Raw genomic sequence first — 25,787 nt, 5'->3', positions numbered from 1 at the left:
GCCGCTTGACGGATCTTCAGCTTCATCTAAGGGCCAGTTTCTGTGGGGGGCCGTGGCACACCGGGCCCTAACCGATCGCCCGGAAGCCTTGCTGACGCCGATGAATATTACGCACGAGAATCCCCGAGGCAACGATGAAAGGTCGAGAATGGGGTAAATGCTGAAGGTTCGACGGCGCGATACGTCAGGCATATTAGTGAATGCATATCGGCGATCATCTGACATACCCGCCGAATGCGTCGCTCCTTTAACTCGCATGAGGGAGCGTCGTCCACTTGTCTTCCCTGCCGCGCATACAAAATGATGTCTGGCCGGGAGAAATCAGAACTCGCCGCGAGGTGGGCGTGGCGATCAACGCATGGGCCGCGACAGTCAGTACAACAGCGTCCGCCGCGACCGGCACTCGCGATGGTTTGATCGACCTGTACCGTGCCAACGTCGGGCAGCAGCAACGACATTCACCCAGCGCGTCGCACGGTGAGCGGAACTCATGGGTCAGTCACCCGTAGAGCCGTCCCCCTGCGCCAGTCTGCCCGTCGTCGGATGCCTTCCCGCGCTCCGGAGGCCTGCGCCCCCTCGGTCACCGCTGACATGCTCGCCCTGGAAGCGATGTGTTCCGCCTGGCCGCGGCTGTGAAAGGCCGCTGGGCGCTTCTGGTGCTGGCCCTGCCTCAACTGCCAAGAATGCGGACGTTGTCACCCCGCCGCCCGTCGCTGTCCAGACAGATGTCGAACAGCACCTTCTGTCCTGCTCGTAGTTCACATTCTGCCTGTACCGCACGGGACTCCACGCTCACCTCGCGTTCGAGTCCGTAGGGCTTGATTGCCCCCACCCCCCGTCGAGTGTCAAACCATAGAACTTTCCCTAGGGGCATCGGATGGCACCTCGCGCTGAGAGAAGTTGGAAGAAGGGAGGCGCCGGTTCATGCCTCTTTGTGACGGCCACGAACAGGGGTTACGTGGCCAACATCTCGCCCGGTAAGGCGCAGTTGTGCATCAGAATCCTTATCCGGGTGCACAAAATTGATGACCTATTCGGTGGAGTCATGTTGGCGGTGGCGCCACCAACGGTGCGGCCTTGACTCTCGGGCAGCACGATCCAGCGCACCCGCAACGGCAGCTGCGGGGAAAAGGGTGCCCGCGTCATCCGGCGGAGCAATCCACCGTAGGGGACCGCCTTTTCGGTACGGAGACGGTGCGGCGATCCAAGAACCCACTGTTAGGTGCCGTACTCCCGCGCCGGCCCAACGTGTCAGCGGTTGGGGCGGCAGAAGAAGCGCAATCCGACCCCGGAGGGTGTCGAGTATGGCGGGGCCCATGGTGTTGTGCGGAATTTTGCTCAGTTCGTCCAGCACTGCGCGAGCGAGAGCCTCGGGAACGAGTAAAGCGTCCCACATTCTTCCAGCAGCCAATAGGGCCACCCCATGTTCTCCCGATCGCCATTCGCGTCTGCAGGCGCCCGGATCATCGGCGGCAGCCGAAAGCCAGAATTCCGCCTTGTACTTCCGCATGGAAAGTCCCTCCGCAGGCAACTGCACGGCTCGAGTTTCAGACTGTGCAGCAGAAGACCCCTGGTCAGGAAGGGTGGCGCACCCTGGCGAATGGAGTGACTCGGCAACCCCGATTATCGTATGTGTCCGCCAATTATGGATAAGGGCTCGTTCGAGTACTGGGCACCCCGATCGCGGCGTCGAGCGAGTCTGAAGAGATGGCTATGCGTGCGTTCGGGTGGTGCTCCACCGATGCTGGAACCGCAGCTCCTCGGCCGGGCTTCCTGACCTGAGACAGCCCGTTCCGGCAACAGGAGGTTCTCGTGGAATCCTGGAACTGCTCTCCCCAGGCGGCGACGGTCTCGCATACCGATGTTGACCCGTACCGGCTGGCGGGTGCTGATGCCTTCCTCAGTGAGTCGCCAGGCATCTCCCCGCGTGAGTCGGGTGACACGAACTGGCCGCCAATCGATGCGCACGAGCAACTGCTGGCGCACTCGCCGGCGCCCGATCCACGCGATCGGGTGGCACGCCCGGTGCGGGCGTCGGTGCGCCGTCGACTGGACCTGCACGCGACGCTGACTGTGGCCGGCGTCGCGCCGGCCCCCGGGGACCTGCGGGCCATCGATGAACTGTCCCTGCTCGACGACGAAACGAATCTTGCACTTCAGCGATGGATCACCAGCTCCCGCTGAAGACCATTCCATTCCATGGCGAGGCCCGGCACCCTCGCTGCCCCTTCGCATCGAGGGCTGGCGGACGCGTACTGGGGACCGCACCTCTGAAGTTGCTCAAGTCGCCAGTACTGCGGCGACTTGCGGGGAACGCTTGCCGCCATGAGCCAGGGCAAGCGTCTGCGGGTGTTCGCAGACCCCGGGGGTTCAGGCATGGGGGCAACAGTGGAGATGTGGGTGGTGATCGGCGGTTTCAGCGTGATCGTCGTGCTGTTCGGAGCGGCTCTGTGGGCCATCGACGTGCGGCGCGAGCGCGACCACGGCAGTGACAGCCACTGGCAGACTCCTGTCGATCCTGCCGACCACGGTGGTGGCTCGTCCACCTACTGATGTTTCTGATCCGGGTTGGGGACGACAACCGACTACAAGCCGGTGTTGCTGTTCGCGGTGACCGGTCACCTCGCCCCATGCCTGACCGGGAAGCCTCGCCGGGCTGATTGCGCTCAGCCTGACTGCGTTCAAGCTGCCCGGCGGCGGCATCGGCTTCACGGATGGGACACCGCCGGGCAGTCCTTCCACTGTGCCACCCGCTACTGACAGAACCGTGGGCGCGGTCTCCCGCGGCCCGACCGCGCATCCGGCGGGAGGGTCCGCGCCGGGCTGGCTCTGTCAGACCGTGCGAGCTGGACGGAGGACGCTTTCGCTCAGGCGATCGGCGGGCCCGCAGGGAAGCGGCCGAAATGCGCCGGGAAGCCGCCGAGCCGCCGCCTGCCGGACGAAGGAGAGCCCGGATCCTCACGGATCCGGGCTCATCCAGCAGTAGCGGGGACAGGATTTGAACCTGCGACCTCTGGGTTATGAGCCCAGCGAGCTACCGAGCTGCTCCACCCCGCGTCGGTAGACCCCACACTACGGCACTGTCGGCCCGCCGCGGACCGCGGCGGCTCCCCGCAGCCGGCCGCGCCCGGTGGACGGGCTGGGAGCTGACGCCGGTCATCCGAGTCGGATTGGGGATGTTGCCGCCGACGACGCCGGTCATGGTCAGACACGGCGGGATGAGGGCTTGGGCCACGTGAGCCGTCAGGGGGCGGACACAACTGCACTTCGCGGCGGAGAGCAGCATGCCGCGGCTCTCGGCTCTCTCGGTGGCAGGGGCTCATGCGGATGGACCGGATGGGCAGGGCAGTATGCCTTTGTGGGAGCCGTGTTCACGTATCGAGGCGACAACTCGGTGGTGTCGCCAGCCGGGCCGGTCAGGATGCCGACTCAGGTCGCGTCCACGTCGGTGTACAGCATGTGGTGGTCCGAATGCGAAGTGGGAAGCACCCGGTGCTGACGTGGGGCGATGCCTCGCAGGAAGATGTAGTCGAACTTGCTCTGCCAGTCGGTCGTCGGCTTGCAGGTGCCGACGGACGAGGGATGGCACTGAGGGTCTGCGTCCGCGGCCAGGGCCCATATCGGGGCGAGTTCGGGAGTGCTCGGCACGGCGTTGAAGTCGCCGAGTACGATCGCGCGGTCGTGCTGGGCGACGTCTGCGGCGAGCACGCGGGTCTGCTTTGCTCGAAACGCTTCCTGACGTCGTTGGGCGAGGTGCGTATTGAAGACCCGGACATGCCGGCCGTCGACCAGGGTGGTGACGGCCACGTACCCCCGGTCTTCGGATCCTCCCTCGGGATACTCCACGAGTCGGCGGTCTGTCATGGGTGCCGCCGAGAGGATCGCCTGGCCGAAAGCCCCCGGACTCCACGGCATACCGCCGCAGCGGCCCCAATTCCGAAGAACCATCCCGTACTCGACGTGGTAAACCAGCCCGTGAAGCCTCTTCAGATTGTCGCGGATTCGCTCGACGTCACGCACGCAGGCTTCTTGAAGGCCGATGACCTGGGGCGCATGTGTGGCGATTGCCGCCGCCCGGTCGACGTTGCTCTCCTCGCAGGGGTTGCAGATGTTCCACGTCATGACCCTGTTCGGTACGACATCCTTGGCGGCTTCGACGGGCATTGACCTGGCGAAGAGGCCACCGCTCGGCGCACTGGGGCCGATAAGCACCACGCAGGCGACGATCACGGCGCCCGCGAGTAGCCGCCTGCTTCTTCCGAGCACCATCGCCTCCTCAAGTGGATACGCATGGCCTCTGGCGTCTCCATCCACGAGGTTATGGGACGGGGATGTCAACAGCACCTTCGGTGTGCTGGTCCCGCTGCCCTCGACGAACCGACTTCGGAGCGTGGATCAGCGGACAGGGCTCATCGCCTTGGCCTTCCCCGAGCGACCGCACGGGAGCCCGCGGCGATCCCGGCCGGCTTCAGCCCTTTGTCGGGCCCGTGGCTGTGGGCCTGGACGAACGAGAGCATTCTCCGGGAGACGAGCCGCGACGCCTGAGACGCCGGCTCGTCCACCGTCCACATCAACCAGCGCCGAGGAAGCTCGGCTCCCGCCGCGGCTGACCGCCGAAATTCGACAGGACTGATTACCGCGAACGCCACGCGGTCGAATGCGGCATCAACCGCCTCAAGCGCCACCGAGCGGTAGCCACGCGGTACGACAGACTCGCCTCCGCTGGGAAGCGACTGTGCTGATCGAAGCTCCTGACGAATGGCTTTGACCCGAGGTGTGCTTCCCGTGCTTGATCATCAGTCCCGGGCCGCGGTCAGCTCCTCCGCATCCGTGCTTTTCACGAGCATGCCAAGACTTCCCCGGACATGACCTGGGGAGGGTTGGGAAGCAGTGACGCGAGGTTGTCTCGCACGAAGTCCGCCGCCTTCGAGACCGATTCCTCGGCACCGGCCCGGTCCTGGAAGACGCTGGTGGCGACCATGACTCCGTCTCCGGCATCCACCCAGTAGTAGGCCACGAAGCCTGAAACCTGGCGCATGAGCGGCACGAACCCCTCGTTCACGCGGCGTCCCGCCTCAGCCGGATCTGTCACTCCTTCGTACCGCCGGACTGCTGCGTACATCACCGGGCTCCTCGTGCGGGTCAGGGTCTGAATTCTGATCAGACGTCGTACCCCCGCATCAGCTGTTTGGCCCGTGAGGCACTTGACCATCACCTGAAGGGCCGCGGCAGGTGATGCGAATGGCGTCTTCCGGACCGGTCCCACAGCCCAGTCATGCCGAGGCGGAGCGGAGACGCGGGGTACACGCCTCGCCCTACCGCGTCCACTGCAGCACCGCGGAAGGCTCCCGTGCCGGATCCGTGCCAGATGGGGAGGTCAACCACCCGTGCCCTACGACTTCTGCTTCTTCGCCAGCTCCTCGTTGACCGCCCTCTCGCACTCGGCGCTGTTGTCCGAGGCCTGGAAGTAGATCACCAGGAATGTCTCGGGCCGGCCGTGATAGCCCGCCCTCAGAGTCCAGCCGCCCTTGTTCAGGGAAGTGACGACCGAGCCCCGCTGCTTGAGTTCCCGCGCGCGCTTCCAGCCGCCCTTCTCCAGTGCGGCCAGAGCTCTGGTGTAGGACTTCTGTGGGTCGGCGGATTTCTTGACGTCCGCCAGCCAAGAGACCGCGCAATTCTTGAGGGAGGCAGGGAAGCCCTCGGACTGTTCCCGGGTGAAACCTGCTGCCGTGGCCGCGTCCACGATCTCCTTGGTGGCCGTAGCGACGTCGAGGCCCCCGCCCGCTTCTGCTGGGGTGGCGGACGGACCGGACTGCGACGTCCCCGAGGTGTCGTCCTTCGCGCTGCTGCATCCCGTCACCAGAAGCACCACACCGGCGGCTGCGGCCGCCCATCTTGCCTTGTACACGGGTCCCCCGATCCTCATCACGCACGGGCCCCCTGCCCGGACGATCAAGTCAGCAGTCTCGCACGGGTGTTCGCGCGACCTCGTGATGACGGCAGGCCATGCTTCTCATGGATGCGGCCAATTCCTCGTGCGTGAACTACCTTCGAGCGCCCCAGCAGTCGCGAGTCGCCAGACCGTGAGCGAGTTCAGTGCTTCGGCGTCGCCAATGGAGAGTGACCTTGCCTCCACCACGCGGCGCGGTGCCGGTCACGTGGTCACCGCGCTGCGGCGCTGAGGTGTGGACCCGGTCCGCAAGAGCCGCCCCCGCGGCCTGTGGCTGGAGGACCGGGTGACGCTGGTCGCCGCGTACTGGCGCACGAACCTCAACCTGCGGCAGTTGGCGCCGTTGTTGAGGGTGCCGAAGTCGGCCGCCGACCGTATTGGTGGTCACCTCGGGCCTGTCACTCGCGTTGCAGCCCGGCAGACGGTTCCGCGACGACACCGTACTGATGGAGGAACCTCCGTGACTACCGCCTGAGAGACGATGGCGTCCACCATGTCCGGCGCGGTGCCCGTCTGTAGACCTCACCCTCGCCGGATGACCGGGAAAGATGCTGGCCGGCCAACATGCCGTTGATCATTTTCGGGACAACGTCAGCTGATCTGCGGTTCGTTGCTGGTCCGTGAGTCAGGTCAGGTGTGACAGCAGTAGCTGGGTGAGACGTTCGGGCGTACGGAGTGGCAGATAGTGGTCGGCGTCCGGGATCGTCTCGCCGCGGGCGCCGGGGATATCAGTGACAAGTCGTTCGGCGATCACCGCAATCTCGGGGTGGTCGTGGTCGCCATGGATGACCAGCGTCGGCGCGGCGATGTCTCCGAGGTGTGGTTCGGCATCACGGCCGGGGGAGACAACGCAGTGCTGTTCGCTCACAACTCGCCGCTTGGCGTTCGAGGCGACCATCGTCTCGATCAGCTCTCCTCCGGGGGCCGTACGGCCCATGGCGGCCCAGATCGCCAGTTCCAGCTCGGCCAGGGTGGCCGTCTCACGCTCGCGCCGGGCCGTGGCGTAGGCCGACAACTCGTGACTCTGCGGCCAGACGTGACCGCTGACCGAGGCACCGACCAGGGCAAGTCCTGTGACGCGCTCCGGGTGAGCGAGGGCGAAGTCCAGCGCCGTCTCCCCGCCCATGCTCAGCCCGACCAGTGCGGCGTGACGAAGGCCGAAGTGGTCAAGGACGGCGCACAGATCCTCGACGTCGCTGAACGGCTTCCCTGGCGGTGTGGAGCGCCTTAGCCCGCGGGCGTCGTAACGGAACACGTCGTAGTGGCGCGCTAGTTCCGGAACGATGGCGTCTCACAGGCGGGAGTCCATGCCGGCGCCGTGCAGCAGCACGACCGGGCTTCCGGCGCCCTTGCGCTCAGCCCAAAGGCGACCGCCGTCGGGAGTAGGAATCCGGACTTCGCGTGGAGGCATCTCAGATCGTTCGGGGGAAATGGTTGTCACGCGCCGATCATTTCAGAGCGTTCAACCAGGAGGCCACGTTCGAAGCGGACGCCGGCCCGGGGCGAGTAGGGCCGGTGTGGGGCGGAGGCTCTCCAACATGCCAGGGCGGACTCGAAGAGCTGAACAACCATGGGCCGGCCCGGCGGCGCGTGAGCCGGTGTCCGTGGTGACCTTCGTCCGCAGCCGGACGGTGAAGAACTCCAGCAGCACGTCCCGGCAATCGGTGATCCTCGCGGCAGCCCTGGAGAACTTCGCGCCGTAGAGCTGGGCGAACGCCTTGACGGCTCGCTCAGCGTGGTCGTCGTCCTCGACGTCGCAGATCGTTCGGACGGTGGCACACTGCCACCAGCCCTGTTCGCCTACTTGGCTCCGGTGGTTCTCTCGACCGCGGCAAGGTACTCATCCACAGTGAGCACTGAGTGGGCGAACAACGGATACCGCCCGACCATGCTGTCGTACTCTTGCTTACCGCTGTGAGAGGCCGTGGCATCTTTGAGCATCGTGACGTGGTATCCGCGTTCCATTGCGCCACGACCCGTTGATTCAACACACATTGAGCCAATCATTCCGGCAATAGCGAGGTATTCCACGCCGCGCCGTTTCAACTGTGCGTCCAGGTCTGTTGTCATGAAAACATCGATGTTCTTGTGCGGCGCAAGCGCCACTTCGCCGGGGCCGGGTGTGAAATCAGGGTGAAACTGCACTCCCCACGACCCCTGCTCGAACAGTCTATTCTCGAACATTGCCTGATGTATGCCCGACCTGTGTCGCCAGTTGCCGTACTCATCGTCACTGTAGGACATGCCGGAAAAGAAGATGTGCAGACCGTGCCTGCGCGACCCCGCCAGAAGATTCTTGAGATTTTCCACTACGCCGATTCTCGCGAATTCTTCCTGGTACTGCGGGTACCCTTTCCCCTTTTCTGCAAAGACCTCGTTGACTGTGTCAATGAGGAGTACCCCGGTTGCTCCACGGGCGTAAACATCTTCCTGCATGACCTTCCCCCTATATCAAGGGTTCGTATGGGGAGTCTCTCATCGCACCGCCCCTCGACTGTCGGGCCTGAATGTGACGTATTGCCCGCCAGTTACTATAATTGATTCTGTATCACGCGCATGCGGGTCGCAAATCGGGGGTTGATTGCTCTCGGTAAATATGGAGGTCGCACACCGCGCAGCTAAGGGCTGTCCCGTAACTGCTGGTCACGGAGCTGGCCAGGGTGCGGAGACTGCGTAGCTGCTGAGTTCGCGGTGCCGGTATCGTCCGGTCTCCCGTCGTACCGGCGGCCAACGTTCAGAGAGCGATGCAGATGACCAGCCAGCAAGCAACGATGACCCTGTGGCGCCCCACCGGCCCCAAGGAGCTGGATCTGGTTCGGGGAGCTGAACTGGCGTGCCTGGCCGCCCCGGCTGCCCGAGCAGCCGATCTTCTACCCGGTCCTCAACGAGGACTACGCGGTCAGGATCGCGCGGGACTGGAACGTGAAGCACGATGGCGCCGGGTTCGTCACTCGTTTCGAGGTCGAATCGAAGTTCTTGAGCAGGTATCCCATCCAGCAGGCCGGCGGGCAGACGATCCTCGAGCTCTGGGTTCCGGCCGAGGAGTTGGACGACTTCAACGCTCACATTGTTGGCGAGATCCAGGTGGTCCACGAGTTCCGTTGAGGCGGGGAGGGATGCTGACGGGGCGCGCTGGCCCGGTGCGATGATCGCTGCGTGGCTGGTGTGATCACGGCGTCGGAGCCGTCCTGGACAGCCCCGCACCGGGCTGAGCCCACATGCCTTCGGGAAGCTGGTGACGGTGCTGCGGCGTGAGGGTCGGATGCGGTCCGCAAGGGTCGGCCGTGGAGCCCGTCCCTGGAGGACCGGGCACTGCTGGCGCCGGCGCGGTCGCCCGGGGCAGGCAGTGCAGGAGATGCCATGGATCCTCCCATGGTGGTCGGACGGTATCGGCGACATGATGGAGAGAGGGCCGGAGAGGTCGACGCCGACCGGTTGTCCCGAGTCGCTTTCCGGATTCGGAAATGTCATCTGAAGAATTCGCGAAGGTCCGGCATTTTCACGGCGCACGCGGCAATCGTGGTGAGTGCACGCGGTGATCACGATGACGCGGTTTCATCGAGGCATCCGGCCATGCGACCGAAGCCGCGTCATTCGGCATTCGCAACAGGAGTGCGCTCAGGAATTCCCGACCCGCTTCAGCGAACGGAGGCACATCATGGCAGCGGAAACCGCCCTGCGGAATGTGGTCCTGGTCCACGGTGGATTCGTGGACGGGTCCGGCTGGCAGGGTGTCCACGAACCCCTCGTGGATGCGGGTTACAACGTCAGCATCGTGCAGAACCCGACCCAGTCCCTGGCCGGCGACGTCGCGGCGACGCTCCAGGTCGTCGCGGATCTGGACGGCCCCGCCGTGCTGGTGGGGCATTCCTACGGAGGTGTCGTGATCACCGAGGCGGGACGGGACTCCAGGGTTTCCGCGCTCGTCTACGTCGCGGCCTTCGCGCCGGACGAGGGCGAGTCGGTCAACTCCCTGATCGCGGACCCGCCGCCGGGTGCGCCCGTACCACCGATCCTCCCTCCGAAGGACGGCCAGCTCTTCCTCGACCGCGAGCAGTTCCACGCCTCGTTCGCCGGTGACCTGCCCGAGGCGGAGGCCCGCTTCATGGCCGACTCCCAGGTGCCGTGGGGAGTCGAGGCCCTCGAAGGCGCCGTGAGCGAACCGGCCTGGCGATCCAAGCCGAGCTGGTACCTGGTCGCTGCCGACGACCGCATGATCCCTCCGCCGGCCCAGCGGGCGATGGCCGAGCGTGCAGGCGCCACCGTCGCCGAGGTTCCGGGCAGCCATTCCGTCTATGTGTCGCAGCCCGCCGCGGTCGTCGACATGATCCGGCAGGCCACGGCTGCCTAGCGGCCCAGGCCGCCCCCGGCCCGCGGCAGACGTCCACCGGCCTGTTTCCGGGCCGGGGGCCTGTGCATCTCGTCCACCTGACATGCCGGTCTCCTCTGCATCGCTGCGCTACGGAAGGCGGCGGGGGAAGCCCCCCGGCCCCGCTTCGACGGCGCCGTCCTTCGTGGTCGAAGCGGGGGCATCAGAGATCAGCCGGCCGCATTGGGCCCGGGAAGCCCCCACTGCGCGAAATCCGTCTGACCGTTCCCGCTCCTGGTCAGAAGGTCTTTCCTGCCGGACGTCCAGGCAATGGTGACTTTCTCGCCGCTCGATATTTCGACAGTTCCTCCACCGCGTCCCAGACCCAGTCGCGCATCGCGTGCTGCTCGATGACGCTCTCGGGTTCCGGCACATCGTGGCTGCGCGGCCGCCATGGGTCCAGGCCTCGAGGCCCGGGGTCTCCCGTGTGGCGCGCAGACGGGTGCGGGCGCCATTGCGTACGACCGCCCGCAGCCACGCCCCGACCGCCGCCGGATCCCGTACGTCACCGATGCGTCGCAGTGCGGTCAGGGCGGCGTCCTGCACCACGTCCTCCGCATCGGGGCCATAGCCGAGCAGGCCCAGCGCGACCGCGCGCATGGACGCCTGGTGGCGCGCGAGCAGCAGCCCGAGGGCTCCGGTCTCGCCCGCCTGGGCCCTCCGCGTGAGTTCCTCATCGCTGGGTGGGTCGAGGGACACCATGTACAACGCCTCCGTGACGACGCCTCAAGAACCGCGATCTGCGGGGCGCTGTGGGGGAGGGGGAGCACCGCTTCGTCCAACTGGCCCTGCGGCCAGGGTAGATCCCGCGCCCGGGGTCGAGGGAGGCTTTGGATTCGGGTGACGACGCGGCGGTCACCCAGCGGTCACCGAGCTGCCACGCAGCGCTCGCCCGGCGAGGGGAAGTCCCCCGTACGGAAGACCCGCTGCCCCTCGTCCACCGCGAACACCTCGCAGCCGTCCTCGCCGCGGCACGCAGGTGTCGCTGGAACTCGCCTCACCCCCGGCACAGCGGTTGTCCGGGTCGCCGACCGCGGTCCCGGCATCCCCTCCGCCGACAGGGAGCGGGTCTTCGACCGCTTCTACGGCGTGGACAAGGCCCGCACCCGCGACCGCGGCGGCAGCCGCCTGGGGCTTGCGGTGGCACAGTCACTGATTGCAGCACACGGCGGTCGAGCGAGCTGGCGAGCGGTCCGGGGTCGACGGTGTTCACGCTCCGGATCCCGAACCAGCGGTAGGAGCAGGTAAGCCCTGCCGGAGTCGGCCCGCGGAAGCGGAGGCGGCGGGAACCGACGGGCGGTGTGCGCCGACGCGTTGTCGAAGTATCGACGTGCGGTAACAGCCACAACCATGTCCCGCCCCGTGCGGGCTCGCGCTCGCCGCCGACGCCCCGCACGGAAGTGGCCGTGAGCCTCGGGGATGTCTTGCGGCGTGCCGTGCTGTGGTCCCCCTGGGGCGAGCCGGCCCGGGGTGGGTCTCAGGCCAGCGCGTTCACCGCGGCCGCGAAGACGCGTGGCAGGCGTACCGCCGTGGGCACGATGCGCGGTGCGAGCGCGGGTCGTTGTCTGGCCCGTACCAGGAGTTCCGTCAGGAGGCGATGGCGGCGGGTCGCGCTCTTCCAGTCGGTCTCGTAGCGCCACGGTGTGCCTCGGCGCACGTTGTGGACCAAGGCCTCGGCGCCGGCGAGGGCTAGGGAGATGCCTTCGCCGGTGAGCGCGTCGATGTATCCGGCGGCGTCGCCCACCAGCAGTACCCGCCCCTGGAATCGGGCGCGCGCTGTTTGGCGGAGCGGCCCCGCGCCTCGCACCACCGTCGCGGCCGCTTCAGCAGGGAGGCGGGCCGCGAGCTCGGGGAAGCCCGCCAGTTGGGTGTCGAAAGGGGCGCGCTGGGCGGTCAGCAGGGCGACGCCCACGAGTTCGGGGCCGAGCGGGGTGACGTACGCCTCCGCATGCGGCCCCCAGTGCACCTCGACATACGCGGACCAGGGAGGCACCGCGTAGTGACGGCGCAGCCCGTACCGAGGTGACCGGCCGGGTGGCACTGCCAGGCCGACGGAGCGGCGTACCGGTGAGTGCAGGCCGTCGGCGCCCACCAGCCACTTGGCCCGCAGACCGGTGCCGGGGACGGAAACACCTGTGGTGTCCTGCTCAACGTCCTCCACTCGCACGGGCAGTACAGGCACACCCTCTTGCAGAACCGCCCGGTGCAGAGCGCTGTGCAGGCTGGTGCGGCGGACACCGAGGCCGGAGCCTTGCCGGAACGCTGCCTGAACCTGGCGTGGGCCCTGGACATAACGGATGCCGGTGATGGGGTGGCCGGCGACCTGGAGGCCGAGGGTGGTGACGGCGTGGACGGCGCCGGGCATCAGTCCCTCGCCGCATGCCTTGTCGACCGGCACCTGACGTGGCTCGGCCACGACGGTGTCGAGACCGGCGCGCGCGGCGTACAAGGCGGTCGCCAGTCCTGCCGGCCCGCCTCCGGCGATCAGCAGGTCGTGGCCGCCGCTCACGCGGGCAACGCCCGTGCGAGGGCCGTGTTCTCGCAGCGGACACGGACCCTGAGCAGCATGGCGTTGGCCAGCGTGAACGCCGTCGCGGTCACCCACGCTGAGTGCACCAGGGGAAGAGCGGCGATCTCCACCACGACGGCGACGTAGTTCGGATGACGCATGAAGCGGTAGGGTCCGGCGCTGACCAGACGCGCTCCGGGAACGACGATGACGCGTGTGTTCCAGTACGGCCCGAGTGTGGTGATGCACCACCAGCGCAGTGCCTGGGCCAGCAAGGCCAGCGCCAGCATGGGCCATCCCAGGGCAGGCAGGAACGGGCGGTGGGCGATCATGGGTTCGAGAACACAGCACACGAGCAGACCCGTGTGCAGGGCGACCATGACCGGGTAGTGACCGCGGCCGTACTCCACACCGGCGCGCGCCAGGGTCCATGCCCCGTTGCGCCGGGCGACGACGAGTTCGGCGACGCGTTCGACGGCGACGGCCAGGACGAGAAGCGTGTACCAGGTCATGTGGCCGCTCACCAGCGCAGCAGGACGAGTTCGGAGCAGAATCCCGGGCCCATCGCCATCAGCAGGCCCCAGGCACCTGGCTCCGGCCGAAGGGACTGCCAGGTGTTCTGCAGAATGTGCAGCACGGAGACGGACGACATGTTCCCCACTGTCGCGAGTGAGTGCCACGCACTGTCCAGGGCGCCGTCGGGCAGGCCGAGGGTGTCGGTCACAGCGGAGAGCACTTTGGGGCCTCCCGGATGACACATCCAGGTCTCGATGTCGTCGATGGTGAGGCCGTGTTCGGCCAGGAAGGCGCGCAGGTGCCGGCCGAAGTGGTCGCGCACGATACCAGGGACACCGGCGTCGATCACGACGCGGAACCCACTGGCGCCGATGTCCCACCCCAGGAGCTGCTCGGTGTCCGGATACAGACGGCTGCGCGTCGCGACCACCGAGGGTCCGGCTCTTCCGGGGGCGATGGCGGCGCCGGTGCCACAACTGCTGCCGCGTGCGACGAGCGCCGCCGCGCCGTCACCGAACAAGGCGCCGGCGACGAGATTGGCGGGGGAGTCGTCACGCTGCTGGAGCGTGAGCGAGCACAGTTCGACGGTGAGGAGTACGGCGGTGTCATGGGGATGGCCCCGCAGGTAGTCGTGCACCCGGGAGAGACCGGCCGCCCCCGCAACGCACCCCAGGCCGAACACCGGCAGCCTCTTGATGTCGGGCCGCAGCCCCACGCGTCCGGCGAGCCGGGCATCGAGTGACGGGGCGCCGATGCCGGTGATGGAGGCGCACACCAGTAGGTCGACGTCGGCCGGCTCGAGTCCCGCCTCCTTGAGCGCGCCGGTGAGGGCTTCCTCTCCCAGCTCCAGGCCCGCAGCCATCCAGGCGTCGTTGCACTGACCGAAATCGCCGAGCTCGGCGTACTGCTCGATCGGCAGTGTGAGGTGGCGCGTGCGCACGCCGGCGGAGGCATGCAGGCGACGCAGCACTGCGCGGTCGGCCCCTGGGGGCAGGCACAGGTCACCGATCGGTTCGGTGAGGTCGTCCTGGGTGTAGCGGTGCGGCGGCAGTGCGGTGCGCACGGCGGCGACCGTGGTGGCCGTCTCGGGGGCAGCCGGCCCGCGCGGCGCGGAGGGGACGGAGAAGGCATCAGTACCGGTGATGACGGGGACACGCATGTCGGTAATGCCTTCCATGGGGCACATGACTTATACCTGCACTCGTGTCTCTACACCCCTCCGAGACCCTTGCCTCCACGACACACCGTGTCCCCGCGCTGCTGCGCTCCTGCCACCTGGAGCCGGCCCTGGCCGTGACGGTCTTCGTCACCGCGCTGGCCCTGGCCTCCGGCCGCGGTCCGGCAGGTTCGGCGGCCGTCGCGGCAGCGGTACTGGCCGGTCAACTCTCGGTCGGCTGGTGCAACGACGCGGTCGACGCGCAACGCGACACGGTGTGCAGCCGCCGCGACAAGCCGGTGGCCGCCGGCGAACTCCCGCGCAGGGCGGTGGCGGTTGCGGCGGGCACGGCGCTGGCGCTGTGCGTGCCGCTGTCTCTGCTCAGCGGCGCGGCCGCGGGCGCCGTGCATCTGGCCGGCACCGCCGCGGGCTGGGCGTACAACCTGCGGCTGAAGCAGACCGTGCTCTCCCCGCTGCCCTACGCCGTGGGCTTCGGCTCTCTGCCTGCCTTCGTCACCCTCGGCCTGCCGTCGCCGACCTGGCCGGCCTGGTGGGCCGTGGTGGCCGGCGCGCTTCTGGGCGTGGGCGCGCACCTGGTGAACGTCCTTCCGGACATCGGGGACGATCTCGCGACCGGCGTGCGCGGACTGCCCCAGCGGATGGGACGGGCGGCCTGCCGGTGGCTGAGCCCGATGGCCATGCTGGCGGCTGTGGGTGTGCTGGTATCGGGGCCGCCCGGACCCCTTACAGCTGTGGACTGGATGCCGGCGACAGCTGCCGTTGTCATCGCCGTGGCAGGCACGGCAGTGCCGTCGGGAACACGGAGCCGGTGGCCGTTCCGGTCGGCGATCGCGGTCGCCGGCATCGCTGTGGCGCAGCTCCTGCTGCGAGGGGCGGACATGGTTTGAACGGAACCGCTGCCTAGTCCGATGGCGGGAGGGGATTTTTGGGTCCCGGTTCGGGGGACTCACTCCTGGTTCGCCGGCGGGGACGCGGATGCCCATCTCCCCTGTACCGGAACCGACTTGGGTGACGGGGAAAGGGGTGTCGCGTCGTCGTCCTGGAAGCCGGGTCAGTGGGTCAGTGGGTCAGAGTGAGGACGACCTCGTCGATCTCCTCGCCCCGCGCGTTCGCGAATCCGCGCTCATGGCCCGCCACGACGAATCCGCACTTCTCCAGCACCCGGATCGATCCGCCGTTGTCCGTAGCCGCCCGGGCGTGGATCGGCCGCTCCGGAACGACTTCGAGGAGCTGCCGCAGTGCGGCGGTGGCCACTCCGCGGCCCCAGTGCTCCCGTCCGATCCAGTAGGTGACCTCGCGTTCCTCTGGCGGGCCGAACACCGCGACGTGTCCGATCGCCTCGCTGGTCCCGTCCGTAATGGTGCGCATGACGACCGCCGGATCGCGGCGGCTCCGCGCCCAGTGGGCGTCGAAGCGAGCGCGGTCCGACGGGTCGTCAGCGGTGAACGCCGCCATCCTGACCGCGTGTGGATCGTTCGAGTGAGCGAAGAAGTCGGTGAGGTCACCGTCCTGCACCTCTCGCAGCGATACAGCCATGACAGCCTCCTTGGCCGCTGGTTCTGAGCCTGTGCCTCACTGTCCCACCCGGGTCTGACAACGAGCGGTGCGAGCCGGCTCGGCCGGGCCAGGTGCGTCTTCCCGGCCGGCCACCAGGTCATTGCTTGCGAGTACGTGGCTGCTGTTCGCCTGCGCATAAGCCAGGGTTCGTCGGCTCATGGCGGGAGTCCGCGCATCCGGTGGCCGATGCGGGCATGCACGACTACTGAGGGCGTGTTCCGCCGGTATCCAGCGGCGGACCGTCCGGGCGCTGTATCTCTGTTGCGGGGGCGGTGTCCGGAGTGGGGGAGGGGGCCGTTGCCGTGTGCCGGCCGTGCAGGTAGCCGGCAACTGTGTTGGCGACGGCCACCAGGGGAACGGCGACAACAGCGCCTCCGATTCCTGCGACCAGGCTGCCGGCGGCTACCGCGAGAATCACAGCGAGCGGGTGAACCCGTACGGCGCGTCCCAGGATGAACGGCTGGAGGATGTGCCCCTCGAGCTGCTGCACGGCGAGCACGATGATCAGGACCATGACCGCGGTGAACATCCCCTGGGTGACGAGGGCGACCACGACGGCCAGTGCGCCGGATGCCACGGCGCCGACCAGGGGGACGAACGCGGCGATGAAGATGACCACGGCCAGCGGCAGCGCCAACGGGACGTCGAGGAGGAAGATGCCGAGACCGATGCAGACGGCGTCGATGAACGCGACGATGACGGTGCCGCGGACATACGCCGTGAGGGTGCTCCATGCCCGGGGGCCCGCGCCTGCCACCGCCGGGCGAGCCAGGGCAGGAACCAGCTTGAGCGTCCACTTCCAGATGCGAGGACCGTCGTAGAGCAGAAAGAGCGTGGTGAAGACGGTCAGCAGGACACCGGTGAGGAACTCGACGACGACGGTGACGCCCTGGATACCGGCAGAGGTGAGCTCCTTGCTGCTCGATCCGATGGTGGTGCTCAGCTTGTCGCTGACATCGTTGATCTGTGTTTCCGTCACGTGGAACGGACTGTCGAGCAGCCAGCGCTTGAGTTCTTCGATGCCGTCCTGCACACGGGCGGAGAGGTCGTCGAGGTTGTCCATGACCTGCCAGACCACGAACCATCCGACGAGCCCGAGGAGCGCGAATCCGCACAGTGCGGTCAACGCGGTTGCCAGCCCGCGCGGAATACCGTGCCTGTTGAGGCGGGCCACGGTCGGCTGGAGGAGGGCGGTGACGAGGAGCGCGGCGACAAAGGCCAGGACGAGCAGGCGCACAGCACTGATGGCTTGCATCAACACCCACAAGCCGGCCGCCAGGACCAGGAAGCGCCACCCCACCTCCGCGGCCACTCGGACGCCCCACGGAATTGCGGCAGCAGGCTCCGGTCTGGGATCGACGGAGGGCGGAAAGACCGGTGCCGGGGAGATCCCGTCAGCCCACTCGGTGGCCTCGGCCGCCTCACGGCGATGCTTGAGCCGGCCGGCTGCCCCGCTCCAACCGGCGCTGACGCGCTCGGACCATCCCCACAACCCCACGACCGCACCACTTTTCGACAGGACCAGCGCCATGCGGGCAGGTCTCGCGCCGGTCGAACCATCAGGTTTCCCGCGACCCCCCGTACTCCGCTACGACGCGTACCCCACGGTTACGGGATGACTCGCGAAAGCGAACCTGCCGTTGAAGTCGTGCAACGCCCTCGTCAGATCGCGACGGCGTGCGGAAGCTGACGTCAGCGGAGTTCGAATGTCTGGCACCGGCTGTCACGCCTCGCCCTTCGCCACGACCCCGGCGGGACGGTGACCTGCCCAGGCAGTGCCGCGAACGAACCACTCGGGTCACAGGCCGTCTACGTGCGGGGCTCCCGGGCGGTGGGCGCCGGCATGTGGGCCGCGGCCGACCGGAGCGAGGCACTGACGCGCTATTTCCTGCGTGCGCCGTTGAACGATCCCGAGCACCTGCTCCGCCAGGTGATGGCCATGCGCAGGTGTCCGACGAGGGCAAGGAGCAGGTGAACGGTGCCCCTGCGGTGCACTATCGGGGCACGATCGACCACGCCACGGCGACGCTCGGGATGACGGCGGAGACGAAACATGGGCTGGCCGATCTGCGCGAGAAGCTGGGCGAAGACGTGCCCGTCTACGCGGACGTGTGGGTCGACGGGAAGGGGCGCGCCGTCCAGGTCCGGCTGTCCTGCTTCGGCGGTATGAAGGCCATGACGACCATGACGCTGTCGGACTTCGGGACGTCGGTAGAGGCCGAGGCGCCGTCCGCCGATCTGGTCGTCCCTATGACGGCGGGCGAGGATGTCCTGCCGGCCTGAAGCGGGGGCGAGCCTGGCGACGGGCTCCTTGCGGATCACACGGCGAAGGCTCGTGGCTCGCCTGCTGCCGTCCACCGTCGCTACGAGCGTGGTGCCGGACCCTTCCTCGCCTTGACGAGCGTCGCCTGCGCCCTCATCTGCTACCGGCGGCTCCCCGCTGATATGGCTCTCCGCCCAGGGACCTGGCCGAGGCCACAACAGTGGGGCTGCGGCGACGAGTTCGCGGAGGGGCGGCGGAGAGAGCGGTTGCGCACCGGGGCCGTGGACCGGCCCCGGCCGTGCGAGCGTGTTCACGCCCCGGGTTCCTCCACTATCAGCAACGTGCCGTGGCTGCCCGGGCCGACAGCGTGCCGAGCGCCTGCCGGTACCCGGTACATCTCGCCTGTTTCCAGGGCGACCTCAGTGCCCTCCACCAGCAGTTCCAGTCGCCCGCCGAGGACCAGCAGCACTTCATCGGCCCCGTGAATCTCTTCCCGGACCGGGCTGCTGTCCATGCGCAGGACCTTCACACTGGCCGCCCCTACCTTCCCCAGGGTGCAGGAACTCCAAGCAGCCGGCAGCGCGGCCGCCGTCGCCACGACGTTGATCGAACTCATCGCATGCCTCCTGTCGGGCTGCTTCCACCACGGCACAAGCAGCCCGCCGATCGCCTTCAACGGATGCCGGAAAGCTATCTGAGCAGGGACGATCGTCGGTCGACCGTATGGCAAAACCTCTCCCCGACCACGGCTCGACGACCCGACGGACGATGCGGGGCTTACCCAAGGTCCTCCCGCGCGATCCGCGACCACCTGGACGAACCCGCATCCGCGCGGTGATTCCCGTGCCGACAGATCGACGTGGCCATCGGTAGCGGCGAGGCAACAGGGGCCAAGACCACCGGCGGACGACCGCGAGCCCTGCGGACAGCGGAACCGTCGAGCGCCGCATCAACCGAATGCGAGTCGGAAAAGGGAGTTGGCGCGGTGGGTAGCGCGATCATGCGGGGGCGTGTCGGGGGGTGCGCTCGGCTCGCGTGTGTTCCTCACGGCGGGATTGAATGCGCCCGCAGGGTTGTGTGCCGCCGTATCTCCTGGTGAGGGGCTTCGTTGGTGTGGTGTCTGTTGATCAACACTGTGCTGGAGAAGCCGTGTCTGCTGAAGCCGCCCACCCACCGGCCGACCTCGTGGCCGCGCGGGTGCGGGATCCGTACCCGTACTTTGCGTGGCTGCGCCGTCATGCGCCTGCGCATGGCGAACGGCGGCCGGGACGGCCCGTGGTGTGGCAGGTCTCCCGCTACGAGGACGTACGCGCGATGCTCACCGATTCCCGCCTGAGCAAGGACCCGGACCGGGTTCCGGGATACGTGCCGGGCCCGGCCGGCTTCAACCGGCACCTGGTCCACGCCGATCCGCCGGACCACACCCGGCTGCGGACCCTGGTCAATACCGCGTTCGTGCCGCGCCGCATCGCCATGCTGGAACCTTTCATCAATGAGGTCGCGCACCGCCTGCTGGACCGGGTCGAGCACCACACACACGTCGATCTGATCGCGGACTTCGCGGCGCCGCTGACGTTCCGCATGATCTGCGCCATCCTCGGCGTCCCCGAACACCTGGACACCCCGGAAACCAGAGACACCCTCATGGCCACCATCGCCCCCGAGGTGTCTGCCGACCCCGCCCGCGCCGAACGGGATCTCCACATGCTGCTGGACACGCTGATCGCCCAGAAGCGGTCCGGCGAGCGGCCCGGCAGCATGGACCTGCTCGGCGCCCTCGTGCGAGCCGGCGACGAGAGCGGGACGATCAGTGAGGAGGAACTGCGCTCCACCGCCTACCTCCTGCTGCTGGTCGGCCACGACACCACGATGAACCTGCTCGGCAACGGGATGCTCGCCCTGCTCCGCCACCCTGCCGAGGCCGCCCGCCTCGCAGCGCAGGACGCGGGTTCCCGTCTTGTCACCACCGCGGTCGAGGAACTCCTGCGCTACGACTCGCCTGTCCGGGACGCGACATTCCGGTGCGCCGCTGCCCCGATCGACCTGCACGGCCTGACCATCGACACGGGCGACATCGTGAGTCTGCTGATCGGGTCCGCCAACCGCGACGAGGAGCGCTTCCCGCATCCCGACCGTCTCGACCTGGGCCGCACACCCAACGATCACCTCGCCTTTGGGTACGGGCCCCACTTCTGCATCGGCGCGGCCCTGGCACGTCTGGAAGGCGCTGTGGCCTTCCCCCTGCTACTGGAACGGCTCGCCGCCGTGGAGTTGGCCAAGCCGGCGGACGAACTGCCCTGGCGCCCGGCCCGTGTCATGCGCGGACTCGCAGCCCTCCCACTGATCCGGCGCTGACCCCCCACTTCGCCGACGGCACCACCTCCTGATCCGGAAGGACACGATGAGCACGCAATCCACGCACCCCTTGGTGCTGACCGATCGCCACGACGGCGTCCTGGTCATCACCCTGAACCGGCCCCGCGTCCGTAATGCGATCAACCAGACGCTGGCCGACGCCGTCGACGCCGCACTGGCGGCCCTGGAAGACGATCCGCACCTCGAGGTCGGTGTCCTCACCGGGTCGGGCGGCCACTTCTGCTCCGGCATGGATCTCAAGGCATTCCCCGACGAAGGAGTACCAAGGGTCGCGGACCGAGGACTGGCCGGCCTGACCCGCGCCCGCCGGTCGAAGCCGCTCATCGCCGCCGTCGAGGGGGCGGCGGTCGCCGGCGGCTTCGAACTCGTCCTCGCCTGCGACCTGGTCACCGCCGCCGACACCGCCTTCTTCGCGCTGCCAGAAGTGGCCCGCGGCCTCATCGCCTCCGAAGGCGGAGCCATTCGTCTCCCCGGCCGCCTCCCTCACCACCTGGCCATGGAAATGCTCCTGACCGCCTCCCCGCTCCCGGCCACGGACGCCGCCCGCCACGGTCTCGTCAACCAGCTCACCGGCGAGGGCAAAGCCCTGGACGCCGCGATCGCCCTCGCCGGAAGAATCAGCGCCAACTCCCCCCACGCGGTACGGATCACCCGCCAGGTCGTCGACGCCACCCGCGGCCTCGACGACCATGCCGCATTCACTGTCCAGGACCCGTACACCGCACCCGTCTTCGACACGAACTCGGCCGCCGAAGGCGCCCTGGCCTTCTGCGAGAAGCGCCCTCCGGCCTGGACACCCTGACCGCGCTCAGCCTCGTCCTGGCGAAGCTTCTCGGCTCCTTCTGGGAGCCTGCGCGCTACCGTCGGGCCCGACCACTACGGTGAGAGGGCCCGAGCCGACCGCTCGGCTGCCGAGGAATCCACCCAGCACCGCGGCAACAGGCCTGATTCAGCGCGCGCCGATGGACGCTGGTCGAAGCTCAAAGAGTCGGTGTGTTTCCGACTCTCAGGGCAACGGTCGGCGTGTTCAGAGCGTCGTACCCGCTGTGATCGAAACACGTGCCCAGTACAGCGTGACCTTGTCGCCCGTCGTCGCGACAGCAGCAGGCGTCGGGAGTCCGGCACTTGCCGCCGTGGCGAGCTGGAGCAGCCTCCTTCTGGTCGTGCAGGGGCGGGTGGTGCCCGGCTGGGTGGTGAGCGCGATTCTCGTTGCCATGGCGCTCGTTCTGCGGTGGGCCCTCACCCGGGTGGACCACGCGGCGGATGCTCCGAGCCTCCCGCAGAAGCGAGCCGGATCGGCACGGGTGGCAGCCAGGTTGCTGATCGTCACCGCGATGCTGGGCATTGCGTGGGGAGCAGCGGACGACCTGATCTCGAACGCGGAGTACCACGTTCTACGACCTGCGGGGCCGGGGGGATGCACGGCCGTCGTGAGGGAGACGTCCTTTCTCGTGATCGGCAACGGCGAGGCGTACGCGGTGGGGCGCACCGGCCTGGGCCTGGGCAAGTCGGCAGCCTGGACGGTCGACGACGGCTACCGGCCCGTCGCCGCAGGCACATACGAGTTGGACTGGAGACGGGACGGCGGCCGTCTGAGGATCAGCGGCACGAGCACCGATCCGGTCGTCCGTGGCGGATCGGCCGACATCGACTGCTGGTGGTGAGGCGGGGTCGGGGGCGCACGAAGGCACCGAACGGCGAGGCCCTATTCTGCGGAGAGCGAGACAAGTGCTGCTGCTGCTGCGCAGCAGCCGTCCGTCGCGACCGGCGACCCCATTCCGCATCAGGGACTCGATGAACAATCAGGAGGTTGACCGGTGATCACTCTGACCGCCGTCGGAGGGGTGGCCCTGGTCGAACTGGGCATGGCCCTGACGCCGGGACCGAACATGATCCACCTCGCCTCCCGCGCGATCACCCAGGGCCGCAGAGCGGGCTTGGTCAGCCTCAGCGGCACCGCGGTGGGATTCGTGTGCTACCTGGTGGCCGCGGCCGCGGGCCTGTCCGCGTTGTTCGCCGCCGTGCCGGTGGCGTTCACGGTGGTCAAGCTCGCCGGGGCCGCCTACCTGGCCTACCTCGCCTGGGACATGCTCAAGCCCGGCGGCCGCTCCGTCTTCGCCCCGGCTCCGGACCTGCCTCCGGTCTCCGACGCCCGCCTGTTCTCTATGGGGTTGCTGACCAATCTGCTCAACCCCAAGATCGCCCTCATGTATGCCGCACTCCTGCCCCAGTTCCTGGACCCGCAGGCAGGTGCGGCCTGGGGACAACTGCTCCAGCTCGGTGGTGTGCAGATCATCGTGGGGATCTCCGTGAACGCTGTGATCATGTTGGGCGCAGCACGGGTGTCGGGATTTCTGGCCGCCCGGCCCCGCGCCATGACCGCCCAGCGGTTCACGGCAGGCGGCCTGCTCGGCGCCTTCGCGCTGCGCACTGCTCTCTCCCCCTCTCCTGTCTCCACCTGAGCCATACGCAGCCGTCGACGAGGACACCTCGGCACGACTGCCTGCTCCGAGGCCGCACCCAGGCTCAGTTGCCGATAGGGGAGTAGTCGGCGATCGTGGCCATCGAGCGCTACGAAGGGCGTGGCCATGTGCGGAATGCGTGTGCTGCGGCCACTCCCGCTGTTGGGTTCCATGCCGTGGGTGTGGTGGGTTGGGGTCCGATGACGGCGGTCAGCAGGTCTTCCGTGATCAGGCAGTCCGCTGCGACGAGCGCTTCGATCGCCTCTGCCGGCGGTGGTGCCTGCCTGCCCGGTGAGTCCTTGGTGTACTCGGTGACGAATTCCACCGTCATCTCCGCGCTGAGTGCGGGCAGGCCCACGCTGGCGAAGCCGTCGTCGGGCTCGTACTGTGCGGACTGCCATCGTCCGTTCTCGAAGCCGTAGACGAAGCCCACCCACTGCCCGGCGTCCTGTACGGCTCGTACGGGCGGCTCCCACCAGGCGGGCGCGCCGGCCAGGAGGTCTGTCTCCGCCTGCTGGAAGTACTCGGCGGCGGGTCCGTAGTAGGTGTTGCTGTACTCGTGATCGTGGCCGACGAGCAGGGCCCGCCCGTCCTCGAAGTGGTGCAGGTCGAGCCAGTTCCCGCCACCGTCGTCGTAGTGCCAGCGGGCGTCGTCGGCGCGGCAGCCGTCTCCCCAGCCGCGTGCTGCGACCACCGCGGCGAAGGCGGCCCAGCGCGGACGGAGTTGGGCGGGGGTGGGTATGTCCAGCGTGATGAGAGCCATGTGGCACACCCTGGCACGCGGGACTGACAGCGCGGTCGCGGACCATGCGGCCCTCCCCTGGGTCGGGGCGCCAAAGCGTCTGCGGAAGTGACAGACCAGGGCTGACCGCCTGGGGGAGTCGCTCGTCGGACCGCCGGGGGTCGGGATGCTGCGGCGGAGGGCTTCCTTGATGCCGGTGGGCAAGGCCGGCGCCTGCTCCGTCCTGTCGAGTCAGCCCTTCGCGCGCTTTCCGGCCGGCCGGAACATCTCGCCTGCCAGCGCCCGGAAGGCCTCTTCGGGGTCGCGCCCGTCCAGCGGGCCATCAAGGCTGTGGGCGAGCAGCAGCGTTGCGAAGCCATGGGCCATCGACCAGGCCGCCATGGAGCTGATGGCCGGATCGTCGCCGTATCCCTCCACTGCCGTGCGGAGCCGGCTGCGCGTCCGCTCGCGCGCGGCGAGAAGCTCTGGATCGTCCGGGCGCAGAAGTTCTGGGCGGAACATGATCTGGAAGTGCGCTGGGTGTGCAGCGGCGAAGCGCACGTAGCGGACGCCCAGATCGCGCAGATCCTCTGCCTCTGCGAGAGCTGTGGCCAGGAGTTCGTAACCCTCGGTGGCGATGGCGGTGAGGAGGCCCGCGCGGTCCTTGAAATGGTGCGCCGGCGCGGCATGAGAGACGCCTGCGCGGCGGGCCAGGTCGCGCAGGGACAGGGCCGCCGGTCCTTCGGAGGCGATGACGTCGAGGGCTGCGGTGAGCACGGCCCTTCGCAGGTCTCCGTGATGGTAGGTGCGTTCGGGGGTCATGAGGAGCAGGCTAGCGCAATCTAGGCATTGACAAGACTGCTCCCTGGAACACAATCTAGGCGGTGACAAGATTGATGTCTCGCGGAGATGAGTAACCGCTATGGCCAATGACAACGGACGTGTTCGGCAGATGTGGCACCTCCTGGAGCCCCTGCACGCCGTCCTCTACTTTGCGCCGGAGGTCTTCGAGGAGGCCGAGTCGCTGGGGTTCGAAACCGGTGAGCGCTGGCCGAGCTACTTCGCCATGCGGGCTGCGCCGCTCGGGGCACCCGGGTCCCGCCAGGTTGCCTCGGCGTTCTACAGCTTCAGTCCGCGCATGGTCGCCGAGCACATCCCCGCCGCCTGGGACGTCGCCGCACCGGGCGAGGTGCTTGCCGCCCGGATGCGCGGCGTCGACCGGACGTACCGCGCGCTGTTCGGCGAGCGGACCGGCGGTGACGATCTCGCCGAGGCCGCGGCGCTGGCCCGCCGAGCGGCGGAGGCCGCGCGCACCGAGGGGCGCCCGCTCGCTGCCGCCAATGCCGAACTGCCCTGGCCGCAGGCGCCGCACCTCGTGCTGTGGCAGGCTGCGACGATCATTCGTGAGCACCGCGGAGACGGCCATCTCGCCGCGCTCCTGACCGCAGGCCTTGATGCCGTCGAGGCGCTCGTGTCCTTCGCCGCGGTCGGCGCGGCGCCGGCGGACGCCTTTGCCGGCCGTGGTTGGAACGAGCCTGAGTGGGAGGCCGCGCGCGAGCGGCTCTCCGCACGGGGATTGCTGAACGCCGACGGCACCGCGACCGACGCGGGCCGCGCCCTGCGCGCCGAGATCGAGCGTCACACCGACGAACTGGCCGCTTCCCCCTGGCAGTCGCTCGGCGCGGACGGGACCACGCGGCTCGCCGACCTCCTCGGCCCGCTCTGGCTGGAGGTCATCGGCTCAGGAATGCTGCCTCGCGCGACGACACTCGGTATCGGGAAGGTCTGACACCCCCCTGCCTTGCGGCTGGTGCGTCGCGGCGGATCGCCTACGTCGAAAGGCCCGACGTGGACTTCGGGGGCCGGCGGCTCACGGGCGCGGCCTGT

27 protein-coding genes, 1 tRNA gene and 3 pseudogenes are annotated in these 25,787 nt (G+C 68.2%); 14 read left to right on the top strand and 17 right to left on the bottom strand.

Features of this window, described 5'->3' with window-relative positions; all coding sequences use genetic code 11:
* Window positions 1–670 precede the first annotated feature (670 nt).
* The gene (locus tag ACFWU3_RS22860; RefSeq protein ID WP_384440510.1) at window positions 671–874 is read right to left on the bottom strand and encodes a cold-shock protein; all 204 of its coding nucleotides are present in this window, start codon (window positions 872–874) and stop codon (window positions 671–673) included.
* Window positions 875–1,812: 938 nt separating this feature from the next.
* Between ACFWU3_RS22860 and ACFWU3_RS22855 the strand changes: the two genes are divergently transcribed.
* Together ACFWU3_RS22855 and ACFWU3_RS22850 are read left to right on the top strand one after the other, a co-directional pair.
* On the top strand, window positions 1,813–2,184 hold the full coding sequence (locus ACFWU3_RS22855) for a hypothetical protein (RefSeq protein ID WP_384440507.1): 372 nt from the start codon (window positions 1,813–1,815) through the stop codon (window positions 2,182–2,184).
* A gap of 141 nt (window positions 2,185–2,325) precedes the next feature.
* The gene (locus tag ACFWU3_RS22850) at window positions 2,326–2,553 is read left to right on the top strand and encodes a hypothetical protein (protein WP_384440505.1); all 228 of its coding nucleotides are present in this window, start codon (window positions 2,326–2,328) and stop codon (window positions 2,551–2,553) included.
* Between the two features lie 430 nt (window positions 2,554–2,983).
* Here ACFWU3_RS22850 and ACFWU3_RS22845 read toward each other — a convergent pair.
* From ACFWU3_RS22845 to ACFWU3_RS22830, 4 genes are all read right to left on the bottom strand, one after another.
* A tRNA-Met gene (locus ACFWU3_RS22845) sits at window positions 2,984–3,057 on the bottom strand.
* A 372-nt stretch (window positions 3,058–3,429) separates the two neighbouring features.
* Window positions 3,430–4,269 (bottom strand): endonuclease/exonuclease/phosphatase family protein, encoded by an 840-nt coding sequence (locus ACFWU3_RS22840; RefSeq protein ID WP_384440522.1) that lies wholly within the window; start codon window positions 4,267–4,269, stop codon window positions 3,430–3,432.
* A 568-nt stretch (window positions 4,270–4,837) separates the two neighbouring features.
* Window positions 4,838–5,122: a hypothetical protein gene (locus ACFWU3_RS22835; RefSeq protein WP_384440502.1), complete on the bottom strand. Its 285-nt coding sequence runs from the start codon at window positions 5,120–5,122 to the stop codon at window positions 4,838–4,840.
* 270 nt (window positions 5,123–5,392) lie between these two features.
* Window positions 5,393–5,908, bottom strand: a complete 516-nt coding sequence (locus tag ACFWU3_RS22830) for a hypothetical protein (protein ID WP_384440499.1) — start codon at window positions 5,906–5,908, stop codon at window positions 5,393–5,395.
* A gap of 274 nt (window positions 5,909–6,182) precedes the next feature.
* Between ACFWU3_RS22830 and ACFWU3_RS22825 the strand changes: the two are divergent.
* A pseudogene (locus tag ACFWU3_RS22825) lies at window positions 6,183–6,399 on the top strand (IS5/IS1182 family transposase); the annotation flags it as partial.
* A 176-nt stretch (window positions 6,400–6,575) separates the two neighbouring features.
* Here the strand turns inward: ACFWU3_RS22825 and ACFWU3_RS22820 are convergent.
* Complete coding sequence (locus ACFWU3_RS22820; RefSeq protein WP_384440519.1) at window positions 6,576–7,235, bottom strand: alpha/beta fold hydrolase; 660 nt, start codon at window positions 7,233–7,235, stop codon at window positions 6,576–6,578.
* Window positions 7,236–7,750: 515 nt separating this feature from the next.
* Window positions 7,751–8,386, bottom strand: a complete 636-nt coding sequence (locus ACFWU3_RS22815) for a cysteine hydrolase (RefSeq protein WP_384440496.1) — start codon at window positions 8,384–8,386, stop codon at window positions 7,751–7,753.
* A 308-nt stretch (window positions 8,387–8,694) separates the two neighbouring features.
* Here ACFWU3_RS22815 and ACFWU3_RS22810 point away from each other — a divergent pair.
* The 3 genes and pseudogenes from ACFWU3_RS22810 (at window position 8,695) to ACFWU3_RS22800 (ending at window position 10,301) form a co-directional block, all read left to right on the top strand.
* Window positions 8,695–9,055 (top strand): annotated as a pseudogene (locus ACFWU3_RS22810) (hypothetical protein).
* Window positions 9,056–9,106: 51 nt separating this feature from the next.
* Window positions 9,107–9,277 (top strand): annotated as a pseudogene (locus tag ACFWU3_RS22805) (IS5/IS1182 family transposase); the annotation flags it as partial.
* 331 nt (window positions 9,278–9,608) lie between these two features.
* Window positions 9,609–10,301, top strand: coding sequence for an alpha/beta fold hydrolase (locus ACFWU3_RS22800; protein ID WP_384440493.1), 693 nt, complete (start codon window positions 9,609–9,611; stop codon window positions 10,299–10,301).
* A 108-nt stretch (window positions 10,302–10,409) separates the two neighbouring features.
* On the opposite strand, the gene ACFWU3_RS22795 is transcribed toward ACFWU3_RS22800, so the two are convergent.
* On the bottom strand, window positions 10,410–10,919 hold the full coding sequence (locus tag ACFWU3_RS22795; RefSeq protein ID WP_384440490.1) for an RNA polymerase sigma factor: 510 nt from the start codon (window positions 10,917–10,919) through the stop codon (window positions 10,410–10,412).
* Window positions 10,920–10,928: 9 nt separating this feature from the next.
* Here ACFWU3_RS22795 and ACFWU3_RS22790 point away from each other — a divergent pair, with 9 nt between their 5' ends.
* Complete coding sequence (locus tag ACFWU3_RS22790) at window positions 10,929–11,567, top strand: ATP-binding protein (RefSeq protein WP_384440487.1); 639 nt, start codon at window positions 10,929–10,931, stop codon at window positions 11,565–11,567.
* 229 nt (window positions 11,568–11,796) lie between these two features.
* Here ACFWU3_RS22790 and ACFWU3_RS22785 read toward each other — a convergent pair whose 3' ends face one another.
* From ACFWU3_RS22785 to ACFWU3_RS22775, 3 genes are read right to left on the bottom strand one after another with little or no spacing between them, the layout of a single operon-like run.
* On the bottom strand, window positions 11,797–12,828 hold the full coding sequence (locus ACFWU3_RS22785; RefSeq protein ID WP_384440483.1) for an NAD(P)/FAD-dependent oxidoreductase: 1,032 nt from the start codon (window positions 12,826–12,828) through the stop codon (window positions 11,797–11,799).
* Window positions 12,825–13,340 carry an isoprenylcysteine carboxyl methyltransferase family protein gene (locus ACFWU3_RS22780; protein WP_384440479.1) on the bottom strand — a complete coding sequence of 172 codons (516 nt, stop codon included), beginning with the start codon at window positions 13,338–13,340 and terminating at the stop codon, window positions 12,825–12,827. The genes ACFWU3_RS22785 and ACFWU3_RS22780 overlap by 4 nt, the downstream gene beginning before the upstream one ends.
* A gap of 8 nt (window positions 13,341–13,348) precedes the next feature.
* Window positions 13,349–14,503, bottom strand: coding sequence for a type III polyketide synthase (locus ACFWU3_RS22775; protein ID WP_384440476.1), 1,155 nt, complete (start codon window positions 14,501–14,503; stop codon window positions 13,349–13,351).
* Between the two features lie 44 nt (window positions 14,504–14,547).
* On the opposite strand from ACFWU3_RS22775, the gene ACFWU3_RS22770 reads away from it, so the two are divergent.
* Complete coding sequence (locus tag ACFWU3_RS22770; RefSeq protein WP_384440474.1) at window positions 14,548–15,408, top strand: UbiA family prenyltransferase; 861 nt, start codon at window positions 14,548–14,550, stop codon at window positions 15,406–15,408.
* Between the two features lie 172 nt (window positions 15,409–15,580).
* Here ACFWU3_RS22770 and ACFWU3_RS22765 read toward each other — a convergent pair whose 3' ends face one another.
* Together ACFWU3_RS22765 and ACFWU3_RS22760 are read right to left on the bottom strand one after the other, a co-directional pair.
* Complete coding sequence (locus tag ACFWU3_RS22765) at window positions 15,581–16,057, bottom strand: GNAT family N-acetyltransferase (protein WP_384440471.1); 477 nt, start codon at window positions 16,055–16,057, stop codon at window positions 15,581–15,583.
* 223 nt (window positions 16,058–16,280) lie between these two features.
* The gene (locus tag ACFWU3_RS22760) at window positions 16,281–17,609 is read right to left on the bottom strand and encodes an AI-2E family transporter (protein ID WP_384440469.1); all 1,329 of its coding nucleotides are present in this window, start codon (window positions 17,607–17,609) and stop codon (window positions 16,281–16,283) included.
* 416 nt (window positions 17,610–18,025) lie between these two features.
* Here ACFWU3_RS22760 and ACFWU3_RS22755 point away from each other — a divergent pair, with 416 nt between their 5' ends.
* Window positions 18,026–18,361 (top strand): hypothetical protein, encoded by a 336-nt coding sequence (locus ACFWU3_RS22755; protein WP_384440466.1) that lies wholly within the window; start codon window positions 18,026–18,028, stop codon window positions 18,359–18,361.
* Between the two features lie 290 nt (window positions 18,362–18,651).
* On the opposite strand, the gene ACFWU3_RS22750 is transcribed toward ACFWU3_RS22755, so the two are convergent.
* A complete protein-coding gene (locus ACFWU3_RS22750; RefSeq protein WP_384440463.1) occupies window positions 18,652–18,957 on the bottom strand; it encodes a cupin domain-containing protein in 306 nt (101 codons plus the stop codon).
* 533 nt (window positions 18,958–19,490) lie between these two features.
* Here ACFWU3_RS22750 and ACFWU3_RS22745 point away from each other — a divergent pair.
* Window positions 19,491–20,696, top strand: coding sequence for a cytochrome P450 (locus ACFWU3_RS22745; RefSeq protein ID WP_384440461.1), 1,206 nt, complete (start codon window positions 19,491–19,493; stop codon window positions 20,694–20,696).
* A gap of 46 nt (window positions 20,697–20,742) precedes the next feature.
* Window positions 20,743–21,519 carry a crotonase/enoyl-CoA hydratase family protein gene (locus tag ACFWU3_RS22740; protein ID WP_384440458.1) on the top strand — a complete coding sequence of 259 codons (777 nt, stop codon included), beginning with the start codon at window positions 20,743–20,745 and terminating at the stop codon, window positions 21,517–21,519.
* Window positions 21,520–21,744: 225 nt separating this feature from the next.
* Here the strand turns inward: ACFWU3_RS22740 and ACFWU3_RS22735 are convergent, their stop codons facing one another.
* Window positions 21,745–21,933 (bottom strand): hypothetical protein, encoded by a 189-nt coding sequence (locus ACFWU3_RS22735; RefSeq protein ID WP_384440455.1) that lies wholly within the window; start codon window positions 21,931–21,933, stop codon window positions 21,745–21,747.
* Between ACFWU3_RS22735 and ACFWU3_RS22730 the strand changes: the two genes are divergently transcribed.
* The gene (locus ACFWU3_RS22730) at window positions 21,932–22,381 is read left to right on the top strand and encodes a hypothetical protein (protein ID WP_384440452.1); all 450 of its coding nucleotides are present in this window, start codon (window positions 21,932–21,934) and stop codon (window positions 22,379–22,381) included. The two genes, ACFWU3_RS22735 and ACFWU3_RS22730, sit on opposite strands and share 2 nt — an antisense overlap.
* 153 nt (window positions 22,382–22,534) lie before the next feature.
* Window positions 22,535–23,179, top strand: a complete 645-nt coding sequence (locus ACFWU3_RS22725; protein WP_384440449.1) for a LysE family translocator — start codon at window positions 22,535–22,537, stop codon at window positions 23,177–23,179.
* Window positions 23,180–23,288: 109 nt separating this feature from the next.
* Here the strand turns inward: ACFWU3_RS22725 and ACFWU3_RS22720 are convergent, their stop codons facing one another.
* Both ACFWU3_RS22720 and ACFWU3_RS22715 read right to left on the bottom strand, forming a co-directional pair.
* Window positions 23,289–23,942 (bottom strand): proteophosphoglycan 5, encoded by a 654-nt coding sequence (locus ACFWU3_RS22720; protein WP_384440446.1) that lies wholly within the window; start codon window positions 23,940–23,942, stop codon window positions 23,289–23,291.
* 210 nt (window positions 23,943–24,152) lie between these two features.
* On the bottom strand, window positions 24,153–24,722 hold the full coding sequence (locus tag ACFWU3_RS22715; RefSeq protein WP_384440442.1) for a TetR/AcrR family transcriptional regulator: 570 nt from the start codon (window positions 24,720–24,722) through the stop codon (window positions 24,153–24,155).
* A gap of 100 nt (window positions 24,723–24,822) precedes the next feature.
* On the opposite strand from ACFWU3_RS22715, the gene ACFWU3_RS22710 reads away from it, so the two are divergent.
* Window positions 24,823–25,689, top strand: coding sequence for a hypothetical protein (locus ACFWU3_RS22710; protein WP_384440439.1), 867 nt, complete (start codon window positions 24,823–24,825; stop codon window positions 25,687–25,689).
* Window positions 25,690–25,787 lie beyond the last annotated feature (98 nt).

The organism is Streptomyces sp. NPDC058685 (genome assembly GCF_042714725.1).
GTDB lineage: Bacteria > Actinomycetota > Actinomycetes > Streptomycetales > Streptomycetaceae > Streptomyces.
This window is presented reverse-complemented; position numbering and strand designations above follow the sequence as displayed.

Excerpts from the sequence above, each read along its gene's own strand:
- ACFWU3_RS22710 (WP_384440439.1), top strand. The coding sequence starts at position 24,823 with ATGGCCAATGACAACGGACGTGTTCGGCAGATGTGGCACCTCCTGGAG.
- ACFWU3_RS22860 (WP_384440510.1), bottom strand. The coding sequence starts at position 874 with ATGCCCCTAGGGAAAGTTCTATGGTTTGACACTCGACGGGGGGTGGGG.
- ACFWU3_RS22740 (WP_384440458.1), top strand. The coding sequence starts at position 20,743 with ATGAGCACGCAATCCACGCACCCCTTGGTGCTGACCGATCGCCACGAC.
- ACFWU3_RS22795 (WP_384440490.1), bottom strand. The coding sequence starts at position 10,919 with ATGCGCGCGGTCGCGCTGGGCCTGCTCGGCTATGGCCCCGATGCGGAG.
- ACFWU3_RS22760 (WP_384440469.1), bottom strand. The coding sequence starts at position 17,609 with ATGGCGCTGGTCCTGTCGAAAAGTGGTGCGGTCGTGGGGTTGTGGGGA.
- ACFWU3_RS22765 (WP_384440471.1), bottom strand. The coding sequence starts at position 16,057 with ATGGCTGTATCGCTGCGAGAGGTGCAGGACGGTGACCTCACCGACTTC.
- ACFWU3_RS22750 (WP_384440463.1), bottom strand. The coding sequence starts at position 18,957 with ATGAGTTCGATCAACGTCGTGGCGACGGCGGCCGCGCTGCCGGCTGCT.
- ACFWU3_RS22800 (WP_384440493.1), top strand. The coding sequence starts at position 9,609 with ATGGCAGCGGAAACCGCCCTGCGGAATGTGGTCCTGGTCCACGGTGGA.
- ACFWU3_RS22835 (WP_384440502.1), bottom strand. The coding sequence starts at position 5,122 with ATGTACGCAGCAGTCCGGCGGTACGAAGGAGTGACAGATCCGGCTGAG.
- ACFWU3_RS22780 (WP_384440479.1), bottom strand. The coding sequence starts at position 13,340 with ATGACCTGGTACACGCTTCTCGTCCTGGCCGTCGCCGTCGAACGCGTC.
- ACFWU3_RS22840 (WP_384440522.1), bottom strand. The coding sequence starts at position 4,269 with ATGGTGCTCGGAAGAAGCAGGCGGCTACTCGCGGGCGCCGTGATCGTC.
- ACFWU3_RS22720 (WP_384440446.1), bottom strand. The coding sequence starts at position 23,942 with ATGGCTCTCATCACGCTGGACATACCCACCCCCGCCCAACTCCGTCCG.
- ACFWU3_RS22815 (WP_384440496.1), bottom strand. The coding sequence starts at position 8,386 with ATGCAGGAAGATGTTTACGCCCGTGGAGCAACCGGGGTACTCCTCATT.
- ACFWU3_RS22730 (WP_384440452.1), top strand. The coding sequence starts at position 21,932 with ATGGCGCTCGTTCTGCGGTGGGCCCTCACCCGGGTGGACCACGCGGCG.
- ACFWU3_RS22850 (WP_384440505.1), top strand. The coding sequence starts at position 2,326 with ATGAGCCAGGGCAAGCGTCTGCGGGTGTTCGCAGACCCCGGGGGTTCA.
- ACFWU3_RS22735 (WP_384440455.1), bottom strand. The coding sequence starts at position 21,933 with ATGGCAACGAGAATCGCGCTCACCACCCAGCCGGGCACCACCCGCCCC.
- ACFWU3_RS22715 (WP_384440442.1), bottom strand. The coding sequence starts at position 24,722 with ATGACCCCCGAACGCACCTACCATCACGGAGACCTGCGAAGGGCCGTG.
- ACFWU3_RS22775 (WP_384440476.1), bottom strand. The coding sequence starts at position 14,503 with ATGCGTGTCCCCGTCATCACCGGTACTGATGCCTTCTCCGTCCCCTCC.